Annotated in this window: 18 protein-coding genes; 10 read left to right on the top strand and 8 right to left on the bottom strand. The window is 69.0% G+C overall.

Annotated features, from left to right (window positions below; all coding sequences use genetic code 11):
- Positions 1–15 precede the first annotated feature (15 nt).
- Positions 16–1,320, bottom strand: coding sequence for an ABC transporter substrate-binding protein (locus tag P3H15_RS19155; RefSeq protein ID WP_276138700.1), 1,305 nt, complete (start codon positions 1,318–1,320; stop codon positions 16–18).
- 229 nt (positions 1,321–1,549) lie between these two features.
- Between P3H15_RS19155 and P3H15_RS19150 the strand changes: the two genes are divergently transcribed.
- Positions 1,550–2,086 (top strand): nuclear transport factor 2 family protein, encoded by a 537-nt coding sequence (locus P3H15_RS19150; protein ID WP_276138699.1) that lies wholly within the window; start codon positions 1,550–1,552, stop codon positions 2,084–2,086.
- Between the two features lie 49 nt (positions 2,087–2,135).
- Here the strand turns inward: P3H15_RS19150 and P3H15_RS19145 are convergent, their stop codons facing one another.
- From P3H15_RS19145 to P3H15_RS19135, 3 genes are all read right to left on the bottom strand, one after another.
- Complete coding sequence (locus tag P3H15_RS19145; protein ID WP_276138698.1) at positions 2,136–2,912, bottom strand: SDR family NAD(P)-dependent oxidoreductase; 777 nt, start codon at positions 2,910–2,912, stop codon at positions 2,136–2,138.
- Positions 2,909–3,124, bottom strand: a complete 216-nt coding sequence (locus P3H15_RS19140; RefSeq protein WP_276138697.1) for a ferredoxin — start codon at positions 3,122–3,124, stop codon at positions 2,909–2,911. Before P3H15_RS19140 ends, P3H15_RS19145 begins: the two co-directional genes overlap by 4 nt.
- Before the next feature lie 148 nt (positions 3,125–3,272).
- Positions 3,273–4,625 carry a hypothetical protein gene (locus tag P3H15_RS19135; protein ID WP_276138696.1) on the bottom strand — a complete coding sequence of 451 codons (1,353 nt, stop codon included), beginning with the start codon at positions 4,623–4,625 and terminating at the stop codon, positions 3,273–3,275.
- 56 nt (positions 4,626–4,681) lie between these two features.
- Between P3H15_RS19135 and P3H15_RS19130 the strand changes: the two genes are divergently transcribed.
- Both P3H15_RS19130 and P3H15_RS19125 read left to right on the top strand, forming a co-directional pair.
- Positions 4,682–5,668 (top strand): PDR/VanB family oxidoreductase, encoded by a 987-nt coding sequence (locus P3H15_RS19130; RefSeq protein ID WP_276138695.1) that lies wholly within the window; start codon positions 4,682–4,684, stop codon positions 5,666–5,668.
- Positions 5,669–5,696: 28 nt separating this feature from the next.
- Positions 5,697–6,965: a cytochrome P450 gene (locus tag P3H15_RS19125; protein ID WP_276138694.1), complete on the top strand. Its 1,269-nt coding sequence runs from the start codon at positions 5,697–5,699 to the stop codon at positions 6,963–6,965.
- 65 nt (positions 6,966–7,030) lie between these two features.
- On the opposite strand, the gene P3H15_RS19120 is transcribed toward P3H15_RS19125, so the two are convergent.
- The gene (locus tag P3H15_RS19120) at positions 7,031–8,164 is read right to left on the bottom strand and encodes an amidohydrolase family protein (RefSeq protein WP_276138693.1); all 1,134 of its coding nucleotides are present in this window, start codon (positions 8,162–8,164) and stop codon (positions 7,031–7,033) included.
- Entirely contained in the window at positions 8,161–8,646 is a 486-nt protein-coding gene (locus P3H15_RS19115) for a Rieske (2Fe-2S) protein (protein WP_276138692.1), read from the bottom strand. The genes P3H15_RS19120 and P3H15_RS19115 overlap by 4 nt, the downstream gene beginning before the upstream one ends.
- Before the next feature lie 93 nt (positions 8,647–8,739).
- Between P3H15_RS19115 and P3H15_RS19110 the strand changes: the two genes are divergently transcribed.
- A complete protein-coding gene (locus P3H15_RS19110) occupies positions 8,740–11,163 on the top strand; it encodes a CoA transferase (RefSeq protein ID WP_276138691.1) in 2,424 nt (807 codons plus the stop codon).
- 15 nt (positions 11,164–11,178) lie between these two features.
- On the opposite strand, the gene P3H15_RS19105 is transcribed toward P3H15_RS19110, so the two are convergent.
- Together P3H15_RS19105 and P3H15_RS19100 are read right to left on the bottom strand one after the other, a co-directional pair.
- Positions 11,179–12,465: an ABC transporter substrate-binding protein gene (locus P3H15_RS19105; RefSeq protein ID WP_276138778.1), complete on the bottom strand. Its 1,287-nt coding sequence runs from the start codon at positions 12,463–12,465 to the stop codon at positions 11,179–11,181.
- Positions 12,466–12,600: 135 nt separating this feature from the next.
- Complete coding sequence (locus tag P3H15_RS19100) at positions 12,601–13,770, bottom strand: amidohydrolase family protein (RefSeq protein ID WP_276138690.1); 1,170 nt, start codon at positions 13,768–13,770, stop codon at positions 12,601–12,603.
- A 102-nt stretch (positions 13,771–13,872) separates the two neighbouring features.
- On the opposite strand from P3H15_RS19100, the gene P3H15_RS19095 reads away from it, so the two are divergent.
- The 6 genes from P3H15_RS19095 (at position 13,873) to P3H15_RS19070 (ending at position 19,429) form a co-directional block, all read left to right on the top strand.
- The gene (locus tag P3H15_RS19095; RefSeq protein WP_276138689.1) at positions 13,873–14,367 is read left to right on the top strand and encodes a VOC family protein; all 495 of its coding nucleotides are present in this window, start codon (positions 13,873–13,875) and stop codon (positions 14,365–14,367) included.
- Between the two features lie 101 nt (positions 14,368–14,468).
- On the top strand, positions 14,469–14,969 hold the full coding sequence (locus P3H15_RS19090; RefSeq protein ID WP_276138688.1) for a nuclear transport factor 2 family protein: 501 nt from the start codon (positions 14,469–14,471) through the stop codon (positions 14,967–14,969).
- On the top strand, positions 14,966–16,210 hold the full coding sequence (locus P3H15_RS19085; protein ID WP_276138687.1) for a CaiB/BaiF CoA-transferase family protein: 1,245 nt from the start codon (positions 14,966–14,968) through the stop codon (positions 16,208–16,210). Before P3H15_RS19090 ends, P3H15_RS19085 begins: the two co-directional genes overlap by 4 nt.
- Complete coding sequence (locus P3H15_RS19080; RefSeq protein WP_276138686.1) at positions 16,210–17,067, top strand: enoyl-CoA hydratase-related protein; 858 nt, start codon at positions 16,210–16,212, stop codon at positions 17,065–17,067. Before P3H15_RS19085 ends, P3H15_RS19080 begins: the two co-directional genes overlap by 1 nt.
- The gene (locus P3H15_RS19075; protein WP_276138685.1) at positions 17,064–17,612 is read left to right on the top strand and encodes a VOC family protein; all 549 of its coding nucleotides are present in this window, start codon (positions 17,064–17,066) and stop codon (positions 17,610–17,612) included. Before P3H15_RS19080 ends, P3H15_RS19075 begins: the two co-directional genes overlap by 4 nt.
- Positions 17,609–19,429 (top strand): NAD(P)/FAD-dependent oxidoreductase, encoded by a 1,821-nt coding sequence (locus P3H15_RS19070; RefSeq protein WP_276138684.1) that lies wholly within the window; start codon positions 17,609–17,611, stop codon positions 19,427–19,429. The genes P3H15_RS19075 and P3H15_RS19070 overlap by 4 nt, the downstream gene beginning before the upstream one ends.
- The last annotated feature ends 95 nt before the right edge of the window (positions 19,430–19,524 follow it).

The following is a 19,524-nucleotide window of genomic DNA, read 5'->3' as shown; positions in this document are numbered from 1 at the left end:
TGCGTGTGCGGTCGATCAGATACCCAGGCCGGGCAGGTAGCCCCCGCAGGTGCTGGCGAGGTCGCCCGTCGCACTGTTGCCGGACGTTGCCGGCGCGATGCCCTTGGGGTCGTCGTCGCCGGCGTTGAAGGTGAACAGCCAGTTGCACCCGATCGGCTTGGAGGGCTGGCCCTTGGTGTAGGTGATCGGCTCGGGCAGCAGGCCGTCGAGGGTCTCGTCCTTGATGGTGTACATCGCGTCCATCGCCGTCGAACGGTTGATCTCGGCCGGCTTGGCGTTCTCCAGCGCCTTCTTCAGCAGCTCGAAGCTGGACCAGATGGCGGTGGAGTTGCCCGAGCTGTAGACGCCGTTGGGCGAGTACTTGTTCATGGCGTCGCGGTAGGCCACGACCTTCGCGTCGTCGGACCACCACGGGAAGCCCTGAGTGCCGCCGGCCGACTTGAAGCCCGAGACCTTGCTGAACGCCTCCTGGTCGAAACCTGAGTTGATGACCGAGAAGATGCCGTCGTAGCCCTGCTGCAGGCAGTCGGTCGCGACACGGGCGCCGACGGCATAGCCGATGTTGAAGGCGATTGCGTCGGTGTCCTTGCCGGTGAAGGCCAGGCACTGGGCGGTGTAGTCGCTGGCCGTCGCCGAGAGCTGCTGCACGCCGGTCGCGGTCATGCCGATGGACTGGACGTAGTCCTCGGCCTTGTCGCCGTTGGTCGCGCAGACGGCGACCTCGGCGCAGGCGGCCCAGCCGAAGCTCTTCGCACCTGCCGCCTTGGCCTGGTCGATGTAGGACTTGATGGTGTAGTCCGAACCAGAGACGTTCTGGAAGACGCCGGGCACCTGCGACCAGAGCAGGTCGCTGGAGCCGCCGCCGCTGATCACCGGGACCGGAGTGTCCTTGAACAGGTCGGCCATCGCCCCCTCGGCGACCAGATCGGTCATGAAGATGGCGTCGACGCTGTCGTCGGCGAGGAATGCCTTGGCCGCCGAGGTGGCGCCCGGAACGGTGTTCTTGGAGTCGACCATGTCGATCTCGACCGGGTGACCGAGGATGCCGCCGCTTGCGTTGGTGGACTCCTGCCAGGCGTGTGCGACGGCCTCGGCCGCGAGGCCGTTCGTGGCCTGCGCGCCGGACTTGGAAGCGACATAGCCGATCTTGATCGGCGTTCCGGTCAAGCTCGACGAGCTGCCGCCGCTGTCGAGGCCGGACGTGGATGTGTCGTTGCTGCTGCCGCCGCACGCTGCGAGTGCCACGCTGGCCACGCCGGCCACGGCGAACACGGCACCGACCCGCTTTGCCTTCTTGAGGGTGAGAATCCTGGATGACACCGATGCTCCTCGTGTGTTCGGGTCCCGTCATCGGGCGACGGGTGTCCTCTGAAGGGAACATAGATGAGACGAGCATCACTTGTCTACTTATTCCATAATAGTAAACGCACTTGATTGCGACACCGAAAGAGGGAAACCGCACGTGCTGGACGATGCCGACCGACCGCGCTAGCCTGCTTTAAGCATAAGTTGACAACAACTGTCGACGTTCTGACTGAAGGAGTGATACATGACTGCCACGCTTGACCTGGCGCTGCTGGCCGACAAGATGGAGCTCACCGAACTGGTGGCCAAGCTCGAGCGCGCCGTGGATCGGATGGACCGCGAGGGGATCCTGGCCTGCTACTCCGAGAAGTCCTTCGACGACCACGGTCGCTTCCGGGGCAGCCGCGAGGAGTTCGCCGAGTTCATCTGTAACAACCCCGGTTTCACGTCGGCCTCCAGCTTCATCTACCACCTGATGGGCCAGTCGATCTTCGAGGTCGAGGGAGACGAGGCGTACGGCGAGTCCTACTTCGCCTACTGGATGCAGACCGCCGAGGACCGGCTGTACCAGTCGATCGGGCGCTATCTCGACTACTTCCAGCGCACCGAGGACGGCTGGCGGATCACCTACCGCCGCGTGGTGATGGAGTGGGACGGGACGGTGCCCTGCCGGAATGCCGTGCCGGGCGGCCACTTCCGGGGAACGCGCGACCAGAACGATCCGCTCTACAAGCGCCTGAAGTGGCCGGAGAACCCGGAGACCGAGACGTCGATCGGCTGAGGCCTGCGCCTGTCGGCGGGCTCAGCCGATCGACCCGGTCCGGTTCGGTTCAGATCGAGAGTCCGCCGTCGGCCACGACGATCTGCCCCGTCACGAACGAGGCGTCCCGAGAGAGCAGGAACACCACCACGGCGGCGACCTCTTCCGGGTCCGAGATGCGGCCCATCGGGATGCGCGTCCGCAGCCGCTCCTCGCCCTCCGGGTCGAGCAGCCGGTCGATCATCGCCGTGCGCATGTGCCCCGGTCCGACCGCGTTCACCCGCACACCGTCGGCCGCATGGTCGCGTGCCGCCGACCGGGTCAGGCCGAGCACCCCGTGCTTGGCCGCGGCATAGGAGGCGATTCCCCGCGTCTGGACCGTGGTGCCTGCGTAGGAGGCGACGTTGACGATCGCGCCGCGGCCGGCCCCGACCATCGCTCCGAGTTCCGCACGCTGGCAGCGGAACACGGCCGTCAGGTCCAGCGCGATCGTGTCGTTCCACAGCTCGTCCGGATACTCGGCCGCCGGTCGCGGCGCTGGGCTGACCCCGGCGTTGTTCACAGCGCCGTCGAGCCGGCCGAACTCGGCCAGCGTCGCCTCCACCAGACGCTCCGGATGGGCGGCGTCGGTGATATCGCCGGGAACACTGAGGCATCTCCCGCCGTGCCGGCGCACCTCCTCGGCCACCTCCGCACAGCGATCCGCGCGCCGACCGGTGACCACCACGTCGGCGCCCTCCGCAGCGAGTCGCAGTGCGCAGGCCTCGCCCAAGCCGCTGGTCGCCCCCGTCACCAGGACCACGTGGTCTTCGAACCGGCGGCAGGCCCCGCTCATGGACGCGTTCACCCGCGCAGGCTGATCGCCTGCATGGGGCACATGTCGACGGCAGCGGCCGCCGCCTCGGCGTCGGCCTCGGTGAGGTCGGCGGAGACGTACTCGTCCCGGGCCAGGGACCGGAACGACAGCAGGCCCTCGTCGGTGAGTGAGAAGAGGGACGGTGTCGCGAACGTGCACTGACCGTGGTTTTCACACTGGTTGAGGTCGACGGCGAGCTTCATGGGGCTTCTCCTGGGTTTCAAAGGATGTGGGGTTTTCAAAGGATGTTGGGTTTTCAAAGGATGTTGGGTTTTCAAAGGATGTGGGGTTTTCAAAGGATGTGGGGTTCTCAGGGGGATGGAAACGTCGTCATGCGGGGGTTTCGTCAGCTCAGTAGCCGAGCGCCTCGGGGTTCTTCCCGGTCGGGTCCACCCAGTCCAGCGGCACCTTGCGGCTCGGGTCGAACTCGAAGCCCGGCGTCTCGAAGACCTCGGGAGCGAGCCGGGGCCGCTCACCGGGCCCGTAGTGCCTGCCGTCCAGTGGCCAGTCGAAGCCCTCCAGGTCGTCGGTGTCCTTGCCCAGGACGCGGCCGGTGGCCTCGAACTCCTGGAGTACGGCGGGGAGGCCGTACCGCTGCACCGGGCAGACCTTCATGCAGACCGAGCAGCCTGCGGTCTTGCCCATCACGGGCAGGCAGCGCTTGGTGTTGAGCTTCGCCTTGACGACGCCGCGGCTCTCCTTGCGGATCGCCGGGATCGCGCCCGCCGGACACCGGCGCACGCAGATCTGGCACTTGTCGCACACGCCCTCGATTCCGAAGTCCACCGGGGCGTCGTGGAGGAACGGCGCGTCGGTCGACATCACCTCGATGCGACAGCGCGACCCGGCGTTCGGCGTCAACAGCTGTCCGTTGAGCCCGAGTTGACCCAGCCCTGCCTGGACGGCGTACGGGATCACCATGGACTCGCCCACGAAGCCTTCGGCCCTGGCGGCGTAGCCCTGCGCTCGGATCCAGTCGGCGAGCAGGCGCATCCGGTCCTCGAGTCCCGCGTACGCGGAGAGGGCGGCCTTCTCCGACCGCAGGCTCGGGCACATCTGGGTGGAGTCGAAGTTCTGCTCGACGATGCCGACGATGATCGTGTCGCCGACGGCGAGGCCGTGATATTCGGCGTAGTTGTACTTGATGTCGTAGGCGGTCACGCCGACCGCGGCGAGGCCGAGGCGTGCCGCCTCACGCTTCATCGCCTCGGTGAGTGCTGCCGGCGTCACCCGCGCGGCCGGTGCGGTGGCGTCGGGGCGGCGGTTGGCCTGCGCGCGGCGGCGGGCGGCGCCCTGGACGCGCGGCGACGTCGAGAGCAGCGAGATCCACATGTGGCCGGTGGGGCTGTGCTCTCCGCGCATCTCCGGGTGGAGGCGGATGAAGTCGTGCAGCGGAGCCTCGTCGAAGGCGCGCTGCTGCGCGTCGGGGATCAGGTGGACGCCGGGGCCGGTGCGCAGTTCGTCGGCCGGTGCCGGGACCGGGGTGCTCCAGGGGCGGCCGTGCGGTGCGCGCCTCGGGTGGGCCCAGATCGGTAGTCGCGGGATCCACCACATCTTCGGGCGATACGGCAGCGTCTTGCGCGCGACGGGGTAGAGCAGATTGCTGAGCTGATGCCCCCACTTCAGCGCTGCGCGCTGCAATCCGTTGCGGGTGAACTCTCCGGCCATCTTCGCCGCCCTCTCGTCGAACAAAGTTGTGTACATATCATGTTACTATGATTTCTAATGTTTCTACAGCAACGATGTCGAGGGCTATCGAGATGACACAGACCGGTGCACAGAGGGATCCCCTGTCGGCCGACCCGGATCGGCTCGTCGATGCGACCGTGCGAGCAGTCGTCGCCGAGGCCGACGGCGTGCGCTCCTTCGAGCTGGTGCGCGCCGACGGGGGTGCGATGCCCGCGTGGACACCCGGTGCGCACGTCGATCTGGTGCTCGGGAACGGCGTCGAGCGGCAGTACTCGCTGTGCGGCGACCCAGCCGACCTGTCGTCGTGGCGGGTGGCCGTCCTGCGCGAGCCGGAGAGCAGGGGCGGTTCGTCGTACCTGCACGACACGGTCGCGGCCGGACACGCCGTCCGCCTGCGCGGCCCCCGCAACGAGTTCGCGCTGGAGGAGGCCCCGCGCCACCTCTTCATCGCCGGTGGCATCGGCATCACGCCGCTGCTGACCATGATCGCCGAGCTGGAGGGCCGTGGGGCCGACTGGCGACTCGTCTACGGCGGCAGGCGCCGTGCGTCGATGGCCTTCCGCGGCGAGTTGGAGCGCTACGGGGACCGGGTCACGCTGTGGCCCGAGGACGAGCGCGGCCTGATCGACTTGGCCGGACTGCTCGGCGAGCCGGTCGACGGCACGGCGGTCTACTGCTGCGGTCCCGGTGTTTTGATCGACGCCGTCGAGGCGCAGTGCGCCGAGTGGCCCACCGGAGCCCTGCACGTCGAGCGCTTCCGGCCCAAGGCCGGTGCCCTCGACGGCCCGGCGACCTCCTTCGAGGTGGTGCTCGACGCTTCCGGCCTCACCATGACGGTGGGACCCGACGAGTCCATCGCGGACGTCCTCGAGCGTGCCGGCGTAGACATTTTCACGTCCTGCCGCGAGGGCACCTGCGGCACCTGCGAGACCACCGTCCTGGGTGGCGAGCCGGACCATCGCGATTCCCTGCTGACCGAGGACGAGCGGGCAGCGAACGACGTGATGATGATCTGCTGCTCCCGCTCCAAGGGCCCGCGCCTCGTCCTCGACCTGTGAGTCCCCGAAACGACAGAGAGGCATGCCGATGACCGTGGCCGACACGGGTGCCCGCCTGGGCGACCTCGAGGAGCGGGCGAGCCGCTTCTTCGCGCTCGACCCCGAGATGCTGGCCGATCCCTGGTCGCTCTACGCCGACCTGCGCGCGCACGCGCCCGTGCTGCGCGTCGGGCCGGTCGTGGTGGTCTCGAGGTACGACGACATCAAGGCGATCTTCCGCGACACCGAGCGCTTCTCCAACCGGCGGCAGACCGGCTCCCGTGTCACCGAGAAGCGGGCCGCCCTGGGCGGCGACGAGCTGGCGATGTACGACCATCTCATCGGGCACGACTCCCATCACCTCGGGCTGAACGACCCACCGGACCACAGCCGGCTGCGCCGCTTCGTCGCCCGGGCCTTCTCGGTGCGGGCCATCGACGCGCTGCGCAGTGAGGCCGAGGAGATCGCCGAGGAGTTGCTCGACGGCATCGCCGCCACCGGCGAGGGCCCATTCGACCTGGGCGCGCTCTCCTTCTACCTGCCGTTCCGGGTGGTCTGCCGGATGCTGCGTATTCCCGACATCGACGTCGAGTCCTTCCGCGGCTGGGCACTGGCCGCGCGTCGCGGGCTGGGCACCAACTACGAGAACCTCACCGAGGCGTACGACGCGGTCCGCAACATCGAGGCCTACGTCCACGACGTGATTCGCTCACGCCGGCCGGGGAACTCCGCCGACGGACCCGGCGACGACCTGGTCTCCAACCTGCTTGCAGCGGGGGAGGACGGCACCGGACTCAGCGATGCCGAGCTGACCACGATGTTCACCGTCATGCTCACCTCGGGCAACGCGAACGACATGATCTCCAATGCGGTGATCGCCCTGGACGCCTTCCCCGAGCAGCGCGCCCTGCTGCACGAGCGCCCCGAATTGACGAGCAACGCGATCGAGGAGTTCTTCCGCTACTGCCCCTCCGCGCACGGCGTGCACCGCGCGGTCGCGGTCGATACCGAGATCGACGGGTTCGAGGTGCGTACCGGCGAGACGCTCCGCCTCCTCGTCGCCTCGGCCAACCACGACCCGGCCCGGTTCCCCGACCCCGAGCGGCTCGACATCGAGCGTGAGGATGCCAAGCACCACGTCGACTTCGGGTTCGGGATCCACACCTGCCTGGGACAGTGGCTCGCTCGACTCGACATCGAGGTCGGGCTGACCGCACTCTATCGGCGTTACCCGGACCTTCGCGTCGCCGGCGGGTTCGACTACCGCCCGGAGTACAACTTCCGCGGCCCGGTGCGGCTCCTGGTCTCGGGCCGCTGACGCTGCCCCCGACACGCTGATCGGCGGGTCCACGTACGCGAGTACGGGACCCGCCGATCGCTGTCTCAGAGCCGGTACCAGGACCGGGCGTTCTCCGCCATGGTCTTGGCCCGCATCGACTCCGGCATCGCGCTCAGCAGCTGGGCCAGGTCGTCGTCGTGCGCGTGCGGATAGTCGGTGGCGAACATCAGCAGGTCCTCGCTGCGCAGCCACCCGATCGTCTTCTCCAGCAACGGGGTCGGCCCGGCCTCGGTGGGTGCGGTGGAGAAGCGGAAGTGCCTGCGCACCACGTCGAACGGCGGCTCGGTCAGCCACGGCACCTCGCGACGCAGCCCCTTCCAGTCCTTGTTCATCCGCCAGCCCCATGCGGGCAGCCACAGGAACCCGCCTTCGAGGACGGAGACGCGCAGGTCGGGGACGACCTGGAAGAGACCTTCGGCGACCATGCTGGTGATCTGGCTGCCGAAGGCCTGCCACTCGGCGGCGTACTCCTCGATGAAGTACGACGGATAGCCCGTGGTCGACGGCACGCCGTCGGCGGTTCCCCCGTAGTGCAGCCCGGCGACCAGGCCGCGCTCGGCCATCGCCTCGAAGACCGGGAAGAACATCCGACGGCCCCACAGGGCGTCGGTGCGCACCGGCAGGAGCACCTGCACGATTCCCGGGTGCGAGCCGACCCGCTCGATCTCCGCGATCATGGAGGCCGGGTCGCGGGCGGGCAGCACCATCGAGGCGCGCAGCCGGGAGTCCTTGCTCAGCCACTCCTCGATCAACCAGTCGTTGACTGCGCCGGCCATCGCGTTGTGCCAATCGGGCTGGCGGATGCTGTCGATGCCGTAGTAGCAGTTGAGGATTGCGCGATCGACGTCCCACGGGTCGAGGACGTGCCGGCGCAGCAGGTCCACGTCCGAGGCCGGCGTGCGGCCGTCGGCGGGCCGCCACTGCAGCCGGCAGGTGCGCGGCGAGTTCGGCGGGTAGTGCGACAGCGGACCCTGGGGCTGCTTCCAGTTCCGCTCGGTGCACCAGTCGACCCACTGCTGGGCGAGATAGGGGAAGAGCGTCTCGGCGCTCGGCACCTGGGCGTGCACATCGGCGTCGATGACGCTGCCGGTCCACAGCGTCTCGCGGCCCGCGCGGTCGACGACGGGCTCGATCAGGGCCGGCTCGGTCGGTGCCGGGGGAGTGGTCAGGGTGGTCATGCGGTCTCCTGCTTCTCGGTGCGCGCCGACTGGGCGCGATGTGGTCGCTGCGGGCGGAGGTCGACGACGAGGTAGTCGTCCTCGATCTCAACGCTGACCGTCTCGGCCCGGAGCGGTCCGGGCTGCATCCCGGCGATGGTCGCGCCGCTCTCGACGTCGACCTTGTAGGGCCGCCCGCGCATCCCGATCGGGTCGAAGTAGGACTGGCCGGTGGTCACGTCGAACTCCCAGCCGTGCCACGGGCAGACCAGGAAGGTGTGCTCGGTGTCGTAGTGGTACTCGCCCGGGACGGCCGCCGTCACCCGCGGCAGGAATCGCCCCGCGCACAGGTCGGCGCCGCGGTGTGGGCAGCGGTTCAGTAGGCCGTAGTAGCGGCCCTTGACGTTGAAGATCGCGATCGAGCGGCCGCCCGCTTCGACGGCCATCTTCTCCCCGTCGGCGAGATCGGCCGCCCTGCCGACGACGTACCTCCTGGTGCTCACCTGACCTCCTGACTCGCTCTGTCGTATCCGAAGTCTTGTTTTGTTTCTATTGTGCAGAAATGATGTAGCTATGTATATAGAGGGCGTGCGCCGATGACGACCGGTGCGCTGAGCGGGTTGCGTGTCCTGGATCTCGGCCATTACCTGGCCGGACCCATGCTGGCGATGTTCCTCGGCGACAACGGCGCCGACGTGATCCACATCGATCCTCCGGACGGCCCGCGGTGGGACTCGCCGGCGAACGCTGCGCTCTATCGAAACAAGCGGCAGCTCCGCCTCGATCTCCACGATCCGGCGGCCGTCGCCCGTGCGGCAGCGTTGGCCGAGTCCGCCGACGTCGTGGTCGACAACTTCCGCCCGGGGGTCCTGCAGCGACTGGGTCTGGACCCGGCGGCCATCCGCGAGCGCGCACCGCAGCTGGTGTGGTGCTCGCTGCCGGGTTTCCCCCGCGACGATCCTCGGGCCGATCTGCCCGGCTGGGACGGTTTGCTCGCCGCGGCCACCGGCCTGTACCCGGCGCGGCACGGCGAGGTCGACGGTGACCCCGTCTTCAGCGCGCTCCCGATGGCCTCGACCTTCGCGGCCTTCATGGCGTCGCATCGGGTGGCCGGCGCACTGCTCACCCGGGCCTCCACCGGCCGGGGCGCGTGGATCGAGGTCTCACTCTACGAGGCGGCCTTCCAGGCGGTGGGCTCCTACGCCGAGGTCCCCGTCTCCCGCAAAACGAACAACCCGACGTACGCGCGTCTGCACCGGATGCTCCAGACCGCGCGGGCGGCCGACGGGACCCATCTGTACTTCGACACGCCGCTGCGCGGCCTGCAGCGGTTCCTCGACCGGTTCCTTCCGCAGTACCGGCTCGTCGATCTCGACGACTCCACGTGCGAGCAGATGGTCCGGGACGTGGTGGAGCTGATCGGCACCCGGTCCGGCCGGGACTGGGAGCGCATCTGCCAGGAGGAGCTCCAGGGTGCCTTCGGGCTGTGCCAGAGCACCCGGGCGTGGCTCGCCGACGACCATGCGCGCGCCAGCCGGTCGGTCATCGAGGTCGCCGACCCGGTGCTCGGTGCGACCGTCCAGCCGGGATTTCCGGTGCTGCTCTCGGAGAGTCGGCCCCAGCTGCGCCGGGGCCGTTCCGCGCGACCCGACGGCGTCGGCCCGGAGGCGGACGTCGACTGGGCCGGGGAGGGGTTCTCCTGGTCGAGCGAGAGGCGGTTGCGTCACGACCTCGCCCTGGACGGTATCCGGGTGCTCGACTGTGCCAGCCTGCTGGCCGGACCGACGAGCACGCGTGTGCTGGCGCAGTACGGCGCCGACGTGCTCAAGGTCGACAGTCCGGCGGTGGCCGCGAGCCGGGCCGACCCACTGACCGACGACCTGTCCGCCTTCCACGGCCATCGCACGGTCAGCAGTGGCAAGCGGATGGCGTTCCTCGACCTCCGGGACGAGAGGATCCAGGGGCTGCTGCCGGATCTGATCGGCGCCATGGACGTCGTCCATCACAACTTCACGCCGGCAGCGGCCGAGCGGCTCGGTCTCGGCGCCGAGCGGGTGCACCAGCTGAATCCGGCCGCGATCTACTCCACGATGTCGCTGCACTCCCACGGCGGCTCCCGGGCAGAATACCGGGGTCACGAGCCGCTCGCGCAGATGGTGACCGGCATGGGCGTCCGCGCCGGTGGTGAGGGCCCGCCGCGGATGCTCGGTGTCGTGGTCAACGACCATGCGGCCGGGCACCTGAACGCTTTCGGCATCATGCTCGCGCTTCTGGACCGGCTGCGCACCGGTGCGGGGCAGCAGGTCAACGCGTCGCTGTCACGGACCGCCACGCTGCACCAGCTGCCGTTCGCGATCGGGTACGACGGCAGGTCGTGGGACGAGCCGAGCGGGCCCGAGGCCATGGGCCGGCATGAGCTGGACCGGCTCTACCGTGCCCGCGACGGCTGGTTCTACCTGGCCGCAGGCTCGGACGGCCGGGACCTGCTCGCTCAGGTCGCCGGGCTCGCGGAGTCGGTTGCGGTGCCGGACGGACACCTCGGCGCGTGGCTCGTGCCACACTTCGCTGCGCGCGGCGTCGCCGAGGCGGTGGCCGAGCTGCGTACCGCCGGGATCGGCGCGCATCGCTACGTGCCGGTGATCGACCTCGTCGAGGACCCTACCGCTCTTCGGCGCGGGCTGCTGGCCGTCGTCGACCATCCCGGCATCGGGCGCGCGTTCGGGATCGGGCATCCGGTCTTCGGGGCGTTCGAGGACTCGGCGCGTCCGTTCCTGGCCGCCCGACGACCCGGCCTGGACACCGTCGACGTCGTCGAGGAGCTGGGCGCCGGTCGCCTCCTGGACGAGCTGATCGGATCGGGAGCCGTCGCCGTGGGCGACAACCCGGTGGTGAACGTCACCGATACTCCCGGCTATTGGGGGAGTGGCTCGATCGAGTCCTACACCACCCCGGCGCGGCTGGCCCGAACGATCGAGGTGATCGGATCCGGTCAGCCGCGCCGGATTCATCGCGCGCCGTAGATGTTTCGTCGAGCGTCAGCTGCCGACGCTGTCCCCGCAGGTGCTCGCCAGGTCGCCGGTCGCGCCGTTGCCGGACTTCGCGGGCTCGATGCTCGTCGGCTCGTCGTCGCCGGCGTCGAACTTCAGGAACCAGCTGCACTCGACGGGCCGGGAAGGCTCGCCCTCGGTGTAGGTGACCGGCTGGGCGAGGAGGCCGCCGAGCGTCTCGTCCTTCACCTGGTACATCGCGTCCATCACCGTGGCGCGGTCGATCGTCGCGGGCTTCGCGTCGTCGAGGGCCTTCTTGAAGAGCTCGAAGGACGACCAGATCGCCGTCGCGTTGCCGGACTGCCAGGCACCGTCGGGGGAGTACTCGGCCATCGCGTCGCCATACGTCGCCACGGCGGGATCGTCGGCCCACCAGGGGAAGCCCTCGGTACTGCCGTAGGACTTGAAACCGCTGACCTTGCCGAAGGCGGTCTGGTCGAACCCGGAGTTCGCGGTCAGGAAGATGCCGGAGTACCCCTGCCGGAGGCAATCCGTGGCGAAGCGGGTACCGGTCGTGTAGCCGGCGTACATCGCGATGCCGTCGGTGCCCTTGCCTGCGAAGGACAGGCAGGGGGCGGTGTAGTCGGAGGCGCTCGCGGAGATCAGCTGGGTGCCGACCGGGGCGACGCCGAGCGTCTGCGCGTAGGCCGAGCCCTTGTCGCTGTTCTCCTGACAGTTCGCCACCTCCGAGCAGACCGCCCACCCGAGCTTCTCGGTGCCTGCGGCCTTCGCGACGTCGGCGAACACCCGCGCCGCGTACTCGGCACCGGACACGTCCTGGAAGAGCCCGGGAACGGTGGTCCACGGCACGTTCGTGGCGCCGTTCGCGCTGATGACCACGACATCGGTGTTCCTGAAGGTGTCCGTCATCGCGGACTCGGCGACCAGATCGGTCATGAAGACGGCGTCGACGTCGGAGTCGCCCATGAACCCCTTCACGACCGACGTCGCGCCCGGCACGGTGTTCTTGGTGTCCGTCACCGTGATCTCGACGGGATGACCGAGGATGCCGCCGTGCGCGTTGGTGTACTCCTGCCAAGCGTGGGCGACGGCCTTGCCGCCGAGTCCGTTGCTGGCCTGCGCTCCCGACATCGAGGCGGCGTACCCGATCGTGATCGGGGTCCCGCTCAGGGCGGCCGCCGGGCTATCGGCGCCGCCGGCCGACTGCTCGGATCCCGACGTGTTGTCGGCGCCGCAGCCGGCGAGTGCCACCGTCGCCAGTGCCGCCAGAGCGCTGACGATCCGCGCTGTTCTCCTTCGACCGTTCACCTTCATTGTCACGCTTCTCCTCGCGTTCCCTCCGGCCCCACCACCCGCGGTGCGGCACCGAGGGCAGCCTAGGCCCGCCATCTAGCTATGTCCATGTCAGTAACATTATTAGAAATAGACTGCAGGAAGCCAGAGCCGAGGTCAGACCGCGAAGCCCTGGCCGGGGAGCAGTGGAATTCCGTACAGCTCGCTCGCCACGCCGCCCAGGACGGCGGCCCTGCGCTCGGCACTCAGGTTGCGCGGCAACGCCGCGGGCTCGTCGAAGTCCCAGTGCGGGTAGTCCGAGGAGTACATCAGCTTCTCGCCCAGACCCGAGGCCAGGAATGCGTCGTAGACCTCGTCGAGGTGGGCGTTGTCCTCGGGCTCCTCCATCGGCTGGGTGGTGAAGTAGAAGTGGTCGCGGAGATACTCCGACGGCGCCTTGGCCAGGTGCGCGACCTCGCCGCCCATCGTGCGGGCCGCGGCGTCCAGGCGCCACGACAGCGGCAGCGCCCACGACCAGCCGAGCTCCACCAGGACGATCGCGAGATTCGGGAAGCGGTCGAAGACGCCCTCGAAGATGAAGCTGGCCACCATCGGGAAGTTGAACGCCGCGTAATCGCAGTGCTCCTCGTAGTAGTAGCTCGGCGAGCCCGACGGGGTGACCCGGTTGCCGGTCATCACGTGGAAGGTCACCGGCAGCCCGTAGTGCTCGCAGGCCTCGTAGATCGGCCAGTACGACGGGTGGCCCGGCGGGCGCAGGTTGTCCGGTGCGAGCATGATCTGCTTCATCCGGTCGCCGTACTGCCGGTCCTGGTCCTTCCAGAACTCGATCTCCCGCACCGCCAGCTCGGGCAGCTCGTAGGGCAGGTTGATCGAGGCGTACCAGCGCGGGTCCCGGGCCAGCCAGTTGTCGCGCCGGTGCTCGTTGAGCGCCCGGCAGTACGCCGCCGAGAAGCCGGTCGGCTGCCCCTTCATCCCCGCCGAGGAGAAGGCGCCCAGGTCGTTGAGCAGGCCCGCGCTGATCTGATAGGTGTCGAGCAGTTGCTCGGCAGCGAAGAGCGGGTCGCTCCCCGGCGCGCCGCCGCCGGGAGGCTCGGTGTCCCAGCGCTGGCCGTACTCCCGCGGCCGTGGCCGGTCGCCGCCGGCCCAGCCGCCGCGGGCGACACCCACCTCGGCAGCATGCCGCTGCCAGCGCTGCGGCAGGTACGAGAGCACACCCGCACCGCGCTGCTGGTGCTCGCGAATCTTGAGCGGGTGGACGTCGCAATCGATGATCCCGAGCGTGTGCCCGGTCTCCGCGGTGCCGAGGTCGGGCAGCGTGGCGGTCAAGGATCCTCCTGGGACGGGCGGCCGAGCTGCGGCGCCCGACATGGTTAGTAATGAGGCTATTGTGATCATGTTATCCGCGTCACTTGCCGAAAGGGAACCCTCATGAAGCTCGCCTCCCACATCGCCATCGGCGTCAGCGACCTGAAGCGCTCGCTGGCGTTCTACCGCGACGCGCTCGGGATGACGGTGATCCGCGACGCGACCAACGAGCCGCCGGCGGACTCGCTCTACGGGCCCGAGGTGGGCTCGACCCGGCGCCGCGAGGTGATGCTGAGGTTCGGAGGCAACGACGGCGAGGGCTTCGGCGACCGGCTCTTCCTGGCGATCTCGCAGTCCGACGAATTGGCCGGAAACGCACCGCTTCATCTGGGGCAGATAGGAATCCACCACATCGGGTTCTGGGTAGACGACATCCCGGCTCTGGCGACACGGCTGCGCTCGGCCGGCTACGAGCCGATCTCGGTCAAGGACACCACCGGAGCCGGATACGGCGAGAGCGCCGACCAGCCGATGCGGGCGATGTTCGTCAAGGACCCCGACGGCACGATCCTGCAGTTCGACGAGCGGGTCGGCGTCTCTGCCGACGGCTGCTGCTGAGACACAAGCGCCACTCCCGCAAGTGTGTTGCAGTGATGTATTGTAAGCATGTTGCTGTAATGTACAGTGCGTGGTGGGGCGACTCGAAAGGATGATGCACCGTGGAGGACCGGCTGGCAATGCTGGAGGCTCGGCTGCGCGAGCTGGAGGACGAGCGCGAGATCCGTGAGCTGCTCGCCCGATACGGCTATTACGCCGATGCTCCGCTCGACGAGGAGTACTTCGCGCTCTTCACCGACGATTGCGTCATGGACGTCTCCGCCGGACGCGGGGACGACCCCTACGAGGTGGTCCGGTGGGAGGGGCTCGCCGCGATGCGCGAGTTCCTCTCGGTGCGGACCGCCGCCCACGACAACGGCTTCTACGGCCGCAGCATGCACGTGCAGGGAAACAATCTGGCGATCGCGGTGACCGGTGACGACGCCGTGGCCAACGGCTACTCGTTCATCTTCCACCAGGACGGGACCACCCTGAAGCTGCTCAGCGCCTCGATCAACGAGTGGGCGTTCCGGCGCGAGGTCGGCCGCTGGCGGATCCGGATGCGCAAGCGCCGGATGCCCGGGGCCCCCGACGCGGCTGAGGTGCTGAGGGCAGCGGAGTGACCGGGGCCCTGGACGGCGTGCGGGTCATCGACCTCTCACGCGTCCTCGCGGGTCCGTACTGCACCCAGATGCTGGCCGACCACGGTGCCGAGGTGGTGAAGGTCGAGCCCGTCGCCGGCGATCTGACCCGCACCTGGGGGCCGGCGCGTCCCGACGGCGTGAGTTCCTACTACGCGGGGCTCAACCGCAACAAACAGCACCTGAGCGCCGATCTCTCCACGCCTGACGGCCGCGCGCTCGTACTGCGGCTGCTCGAGGGCGCCGATGTCCTGGTGGAGAACTTCAAGCCCGGTGTGATGGATCGCTGGGGACTGGACGCGGCATCGCTCTTGGAGCGGTTTCCGCGGTTGGTCTACTGCCGGATCACCGCGTTCGGGAACGACGGCCCGATGGCCGGTCTGCCCGGATACGACGCGGTGATCCAGGCGCACGCCGGGATCATGCACCTCAACGGCGAGCCCGACGGCGGCCCGATGCGGGTACCGATGCCGATCACCGATCTCACCGCCGGCTTGTTCGCCCTTTCCGGCGTGCTGCTGGCGCTCCACGAGCGCACTGCGTCGGGCCGTGGCCAGCTCGTCGAGCTGAGCCTGGCCGACGGCGCGCTCAGCCTGCTGCACCCCGTCGCGGCGAACTATTTCATGACGGGCGAACCCCCGCGCCGCCTCGGCAGCGGCCACCCGAACATCGCCCCCTGCGAGGTGTTCGACTCGCCGGCGGGCGAGGTGTACGTCGCGGCAGGCTCCGACCGGCAGTTCGCGCTGCTCGCGGACTTCCTGGGGGAACCGGGCCTGGTCACCGACCCGCGCTACCGCACCAACGCCGACAGGCTGGCGAACCGGCACGACCTCAACGCGGACCTGGCTGGCCTGGTCTCCGGACTCGACCCGGACGCCGACATCGCACGCGAGATGATCGCCAAGGGTGTGCCTGCCAGCGTGGTGCGCCCGGTCGAGCACGTGCTCGACGACCCGTACCTGACCGAACACGGCATGGTGAGCGAGGCAGGCGGCGTCCGGATGCTCGGCGTTCCGGTGCGGCTGGCGCGGACCCCCGGAGCGGTGCGCACCCCGCCACGAGCGCAGGGCGCCGACACCCGCGCCGTGCTGGCGGCCGCCGGCGTGACCGCCGCCCAGATCGAGGACCTGATCGCCCGTGGAGTCGTCGTCACCACCGACGCCCCCACCCCCTACCAGCCCGACACCGGGCAGAGCCATGAGCACAGATCCGAGGAGAGCTAGTGGAGTTCGAGAACATCCTGTACGGCGTGGAGGACCGGATCGCGACGATCACCCTCAACCGGCCGGAGAAGCGCAATGCGCTCAGCCCCGCGCTGCGGCGCGAGGTGGTGGCGGCACTCAAGGACGCCGAGGCCGACGACGAGGTCACCCTCATCCTGATCCAGGGTGCGGGCGAGGCGTTCTGCGCCGGCTACGACATGAACAGCTACGCAGGCGGCCAGGCCAACCCGGAGCGGCCCGACGGGTGGAACCACTCCGAGCTCTTCGAGTCCTGGACCGGGCAGTTCCCGCGCAGTTGCCTGCGCGACTGGATGACCATCTGGGACCTGCTCAAGCCGGTGGTCGCCAAGGTGCACGGCTACGCGCTGGCCGGCGGCTCGGAGCTGATGTCGATGTGCGACATCGTCTTCGCCGCCGACGACTGCGTGATGGGCTACCCGCCCACCCGGGCGCAGTCCACCCCCGACATCGAGTACTTCCCCTGGAAGATGTCGATGGCGCAGGCGAAGTACATGCAGCTGGGCGGTCACTCGGTGACCGGGCAGCGTGCCGCGGAGATGGGCTGGATCGCCAAGAGTTACCCGGCCGAGGAGCTCGACGAACAGGTCATGCGCGAGCTGCGGCCGATGGCCAAGCTGCACCCGGCGATGCTCTCGGCCAACAAGATCGCGCTCAACCAGACCTACGAGGCGATGGGCTTCCGGTCCGCACTGCAGTCGTCGGTCCCGTGGTACGTGCTCGCCCAGGGCTTCCGGCCCGGTTCCGGCGAGTTCAAGACCCGGGCGGCCCGCGACGGGCTGAAGTCGGCGCTGCAATGGCGCGACGGCGACTTCAAGGAAGAGGGGTTCGTGCTGTGACGACGGCCGAGGAGAATCGCGCCCCGGCGGAGCCCCGGATCGCCGTCGGGAGCCTGAACCACGTCGCGCTCGGTGTCCGCGACCTCGACGCCTCCGTGCGGTTCTACGTCGAAGGGCTGGGCATGCGCCAGACCCTGACGAAGGAGACGAGCGACCTGACGCCGTCGCTCATGCGGCTGCCCGCGCACGCCAAGGCGACCACTGTCTTCGTGCAGGGAGCCTCGCGGGTCGGCCAGATCGAGCTCGCGCAGTGGAACCTGCCGGAGCACGACGAAGGCCGGCCCAAGCGACCGGGTGACATCGGCATGGGCCAGCTGTCCTTCCCGGTCGACCCCGACCACATCGGCGCCCTCCACGACCGGCTGGTCGCGATGGGCTACGAGGTCTACTCCGAGCCCACCACCAGCCTCATCAAGAACTACGGACCTGTGACGCTCTTCCTCTGCGAGGACCCGGACGGCAACCAGGTGGAGCTGATCGCACTTCCCTCGGCCGAGACGGTGCGGGAGTTCCGCGCGCAGGCCGGAAAGGACGAGACCCGATGACCCAGATCGACGACACACCAATCCTGACCAGGCTGGAGCCCGACCACCGGACGGTGGTGCAGGAGTGGCTCGACAGCATGGACCGCGCGCTGGCCGGTGCTGATCGGACCGGCGTACGTGCGCTGCTCTCCGCCGACCCCTGGTGGCGCGACATCTACGCCCTGACCTGGGACCTGGTCGCCCTCCACGGCGCCGACGACATCGTCGACGCGCTCGCGAGCGCGCTGGAGGACACCGGCTTCGGCGCGCTCCGGCTCGACGAGTCCTGGCCGGTTTCGTTCAACGGCAACTACATCGAGGCGATCTACCACTTCGAGACCCGGGTCTCGACCGGCCGCGGCGTGGTCCGCCTGGTGCAGGAAGACGACGGGGCCTGGCGCTCGTGGGTCGTCTCCACCAGCCTCGAGGCGCTGCGCGACTTCCCCGAGCCGGTGGTCTCGATCGACGACGCCGCCAAGGACGAGCACAACTCGCCGTCGGTGCCGGGCGCCCGCCGCTCACTGGACGAGGTCCGGGCAGAGCGCCGCGAGTACCGCGACGCCGACCCCAGCGTCCTCATCGTCGGTGCCGGACACTCCGGCCTGTTCCTGGCCGCCCGGCTGGGACAGCTCGGCGTCTCCACGCTGCTCGTCGACCGCTACGCGCGCGCCGGCGACAACTGGCGACTGCGCTACAACGGGCTGCTGCTGCACGACACGAAGTGGGCGACCCAGTTCCCCTACCTGCCCTATCCGAGCACCTGGCCGCTCTTCACCCCGAAGGAGAAGCTCGCCGACTGGATGGAGTCCTACGTCACCCTGATGGACCTCGACCTGTGGACCAGCACGAACGTCCACAGCGCCACGTACGACGAGGCGCACGGACACTGGACCGTCGAACTCGACCACGGCGGCGAGCGGCGCACCCTCCACCCGCAGCACCTGGTCTTCGCCACCGGCCGCGAGACGATCGCGCACAAGCCCGTGGTGGAGGGCATGGACGAGTTCACCGGCACCGTCGCCCACTCCAGCACGCATCTGGGCGGCGAGGCACTGCGGGGCAAGAAGGTCGTGGTGGTCGGAGCCGGCGCGAGCGCACACGACATCGCTCAGGACGCCTACGAGCACGAGGCCGCCTCGATCACGATGGTCCAGCGCAGCCCCGTTCTGGTCTTCTCCCAGCGGCACGGCCTGAAGAATCTCTTCGGAAACTACTACGGCGAGGACGGTCCGGAGACCAGCACCGCCGACCTCCTCGCCAGCGCGAACCCACTCGCGCTCAGCACCGGGCTGGCGCCGATCGTGACCCGCAGGATCGCCGAGCTCGACACCGAGATGCTGGCCGGCCTGGAGGCGGCGGGTTTCCGCACCACCCTCGGACCGGGCGACGCGGGCCAGGCCTACCTGACCACGCGCGGCGGCGGTGCGGTCTACATCGACAAGGGCAACTGCGCGCTGATCATCAACGGCGAGATCCGGATTCAGCCGGGCGAGATCGAGCGGTTCACCGCGAACGGAGTGGTCTACCGCGACGGGACCGAGGAGGCCGCCGACGTGGTCGTCTTCTGCACCGGCTTCCGCAACATGCGCGAGGTGGCACGCCCGATCGTCGGGGACGAGGTGACCGATGCACTGGCAACGGTCTGGAACGTCGACGACCGCGGCGAGCTCCGGACGACGCTGCGCCACTCCGGCCACCAGAAGCTCTGGTTCATGGCCAACGGCCTGCGCCTGGCGCGGTTCTTCTCCCAGCACGTCGCGCTGCTCATCAAGGCGATGAACGAGGGTCTGATCGACCCGAGCATCAACGTGGAGAAGAAGCAGGAGCAGGCCGGCTGAAGCCGGCTCCCGAGGGACCGACACGCCGCCGCCGACCGACGAAAGATGACATGTGATGGGGACCCCCTCAGCTCGGACGCACGATGGGTGGCGTC

Origin of the sequence: Rhodococcus sp. T2V, assembly GCF_029269925.1 — a bacterium.
In the GTDB taxonomy this organism is placed as follows: Bacteria; Actinomycetota; Actinomycetes; order Mycobacteriales; family Mycobacteriaceae; genus Rhodococcus_F; species Rhodococcus_F koreensis.
The sequence above is the reverse complement of the archived record's forward strand: the minus strand, read 5'-3'. Positions and strand labels throughout refer to the sequence as shown.

Coding starts and splice junctions, on each gene's coding strand:
- P3H15_RS19135 (WP_276138696.1), bottom strand. CDS start 4,625: ATGTACACAACTTTGTTCGACGAGAGGGCGGCGAAGATGGCCGGAGAG.
- P3H15_RS19105 (WP_276138778.1), bottom strand. CDS start 12,465: ATGAAGGTGAACGGTCGAAGGAGAACAGCGCGGATCGTCAGCGCTCTG.
- P3H15_RS19110 (WP_276138691.1), top strand. CDS start 8,740: ATGACGACCGGTGCGCTGAGCGGGTTGCGTGTCCTGGATCTCGGCCAT.
- P3H15_RS19070 (WP_276138684.1), top strand. CDS start 17,609: ATGACCCAGATCGACGACACACCAATCCTGACCAGGCTGGAGCCCGAC.
- P3H15_RS19125 (WP_276138694.1), top strand. CDS start 5,697: ATGACCGTGGCCGACACGGGTGCCCGCCTGGGCGACCTCGAGGAGCGG.
- P3H15_RS19140 (WP_276138697.1), bottom strand. CDS start 3,124: ATGAAGCTCGCCGTCGACCTCAACCAGTGTGAAAACCACGGTCAGTGC.
- P3H15_RS19130 (WP_276138695.1), top strand. CDS start 4,682: ATGACACAGACCGGTGCACAGAGGGATCCCCTGTCGGCCGACCCGGAT.
- P3H15_RS19150 (WP_276138699.1), top strand. CDS start 1,550: ATGACTGCCACGCTTGACCTGGCGCTGCTGGCCGACAAGATGGAGCTC.
- P3H15_RS19120 (WP_276138693.1), bottom strand. CDS start 8,164: ATGACCACCCTGACCACTCCCCCGGCACCGACCGAGCCGGCCCTGATC.
- P3H15_RS19095 (WP_276138689.1), top strand. CDS start 13,873: ATGAAGCTCGCCTCCCACATCGCCATCGGCGTCAGCGACCTGAAGCGC.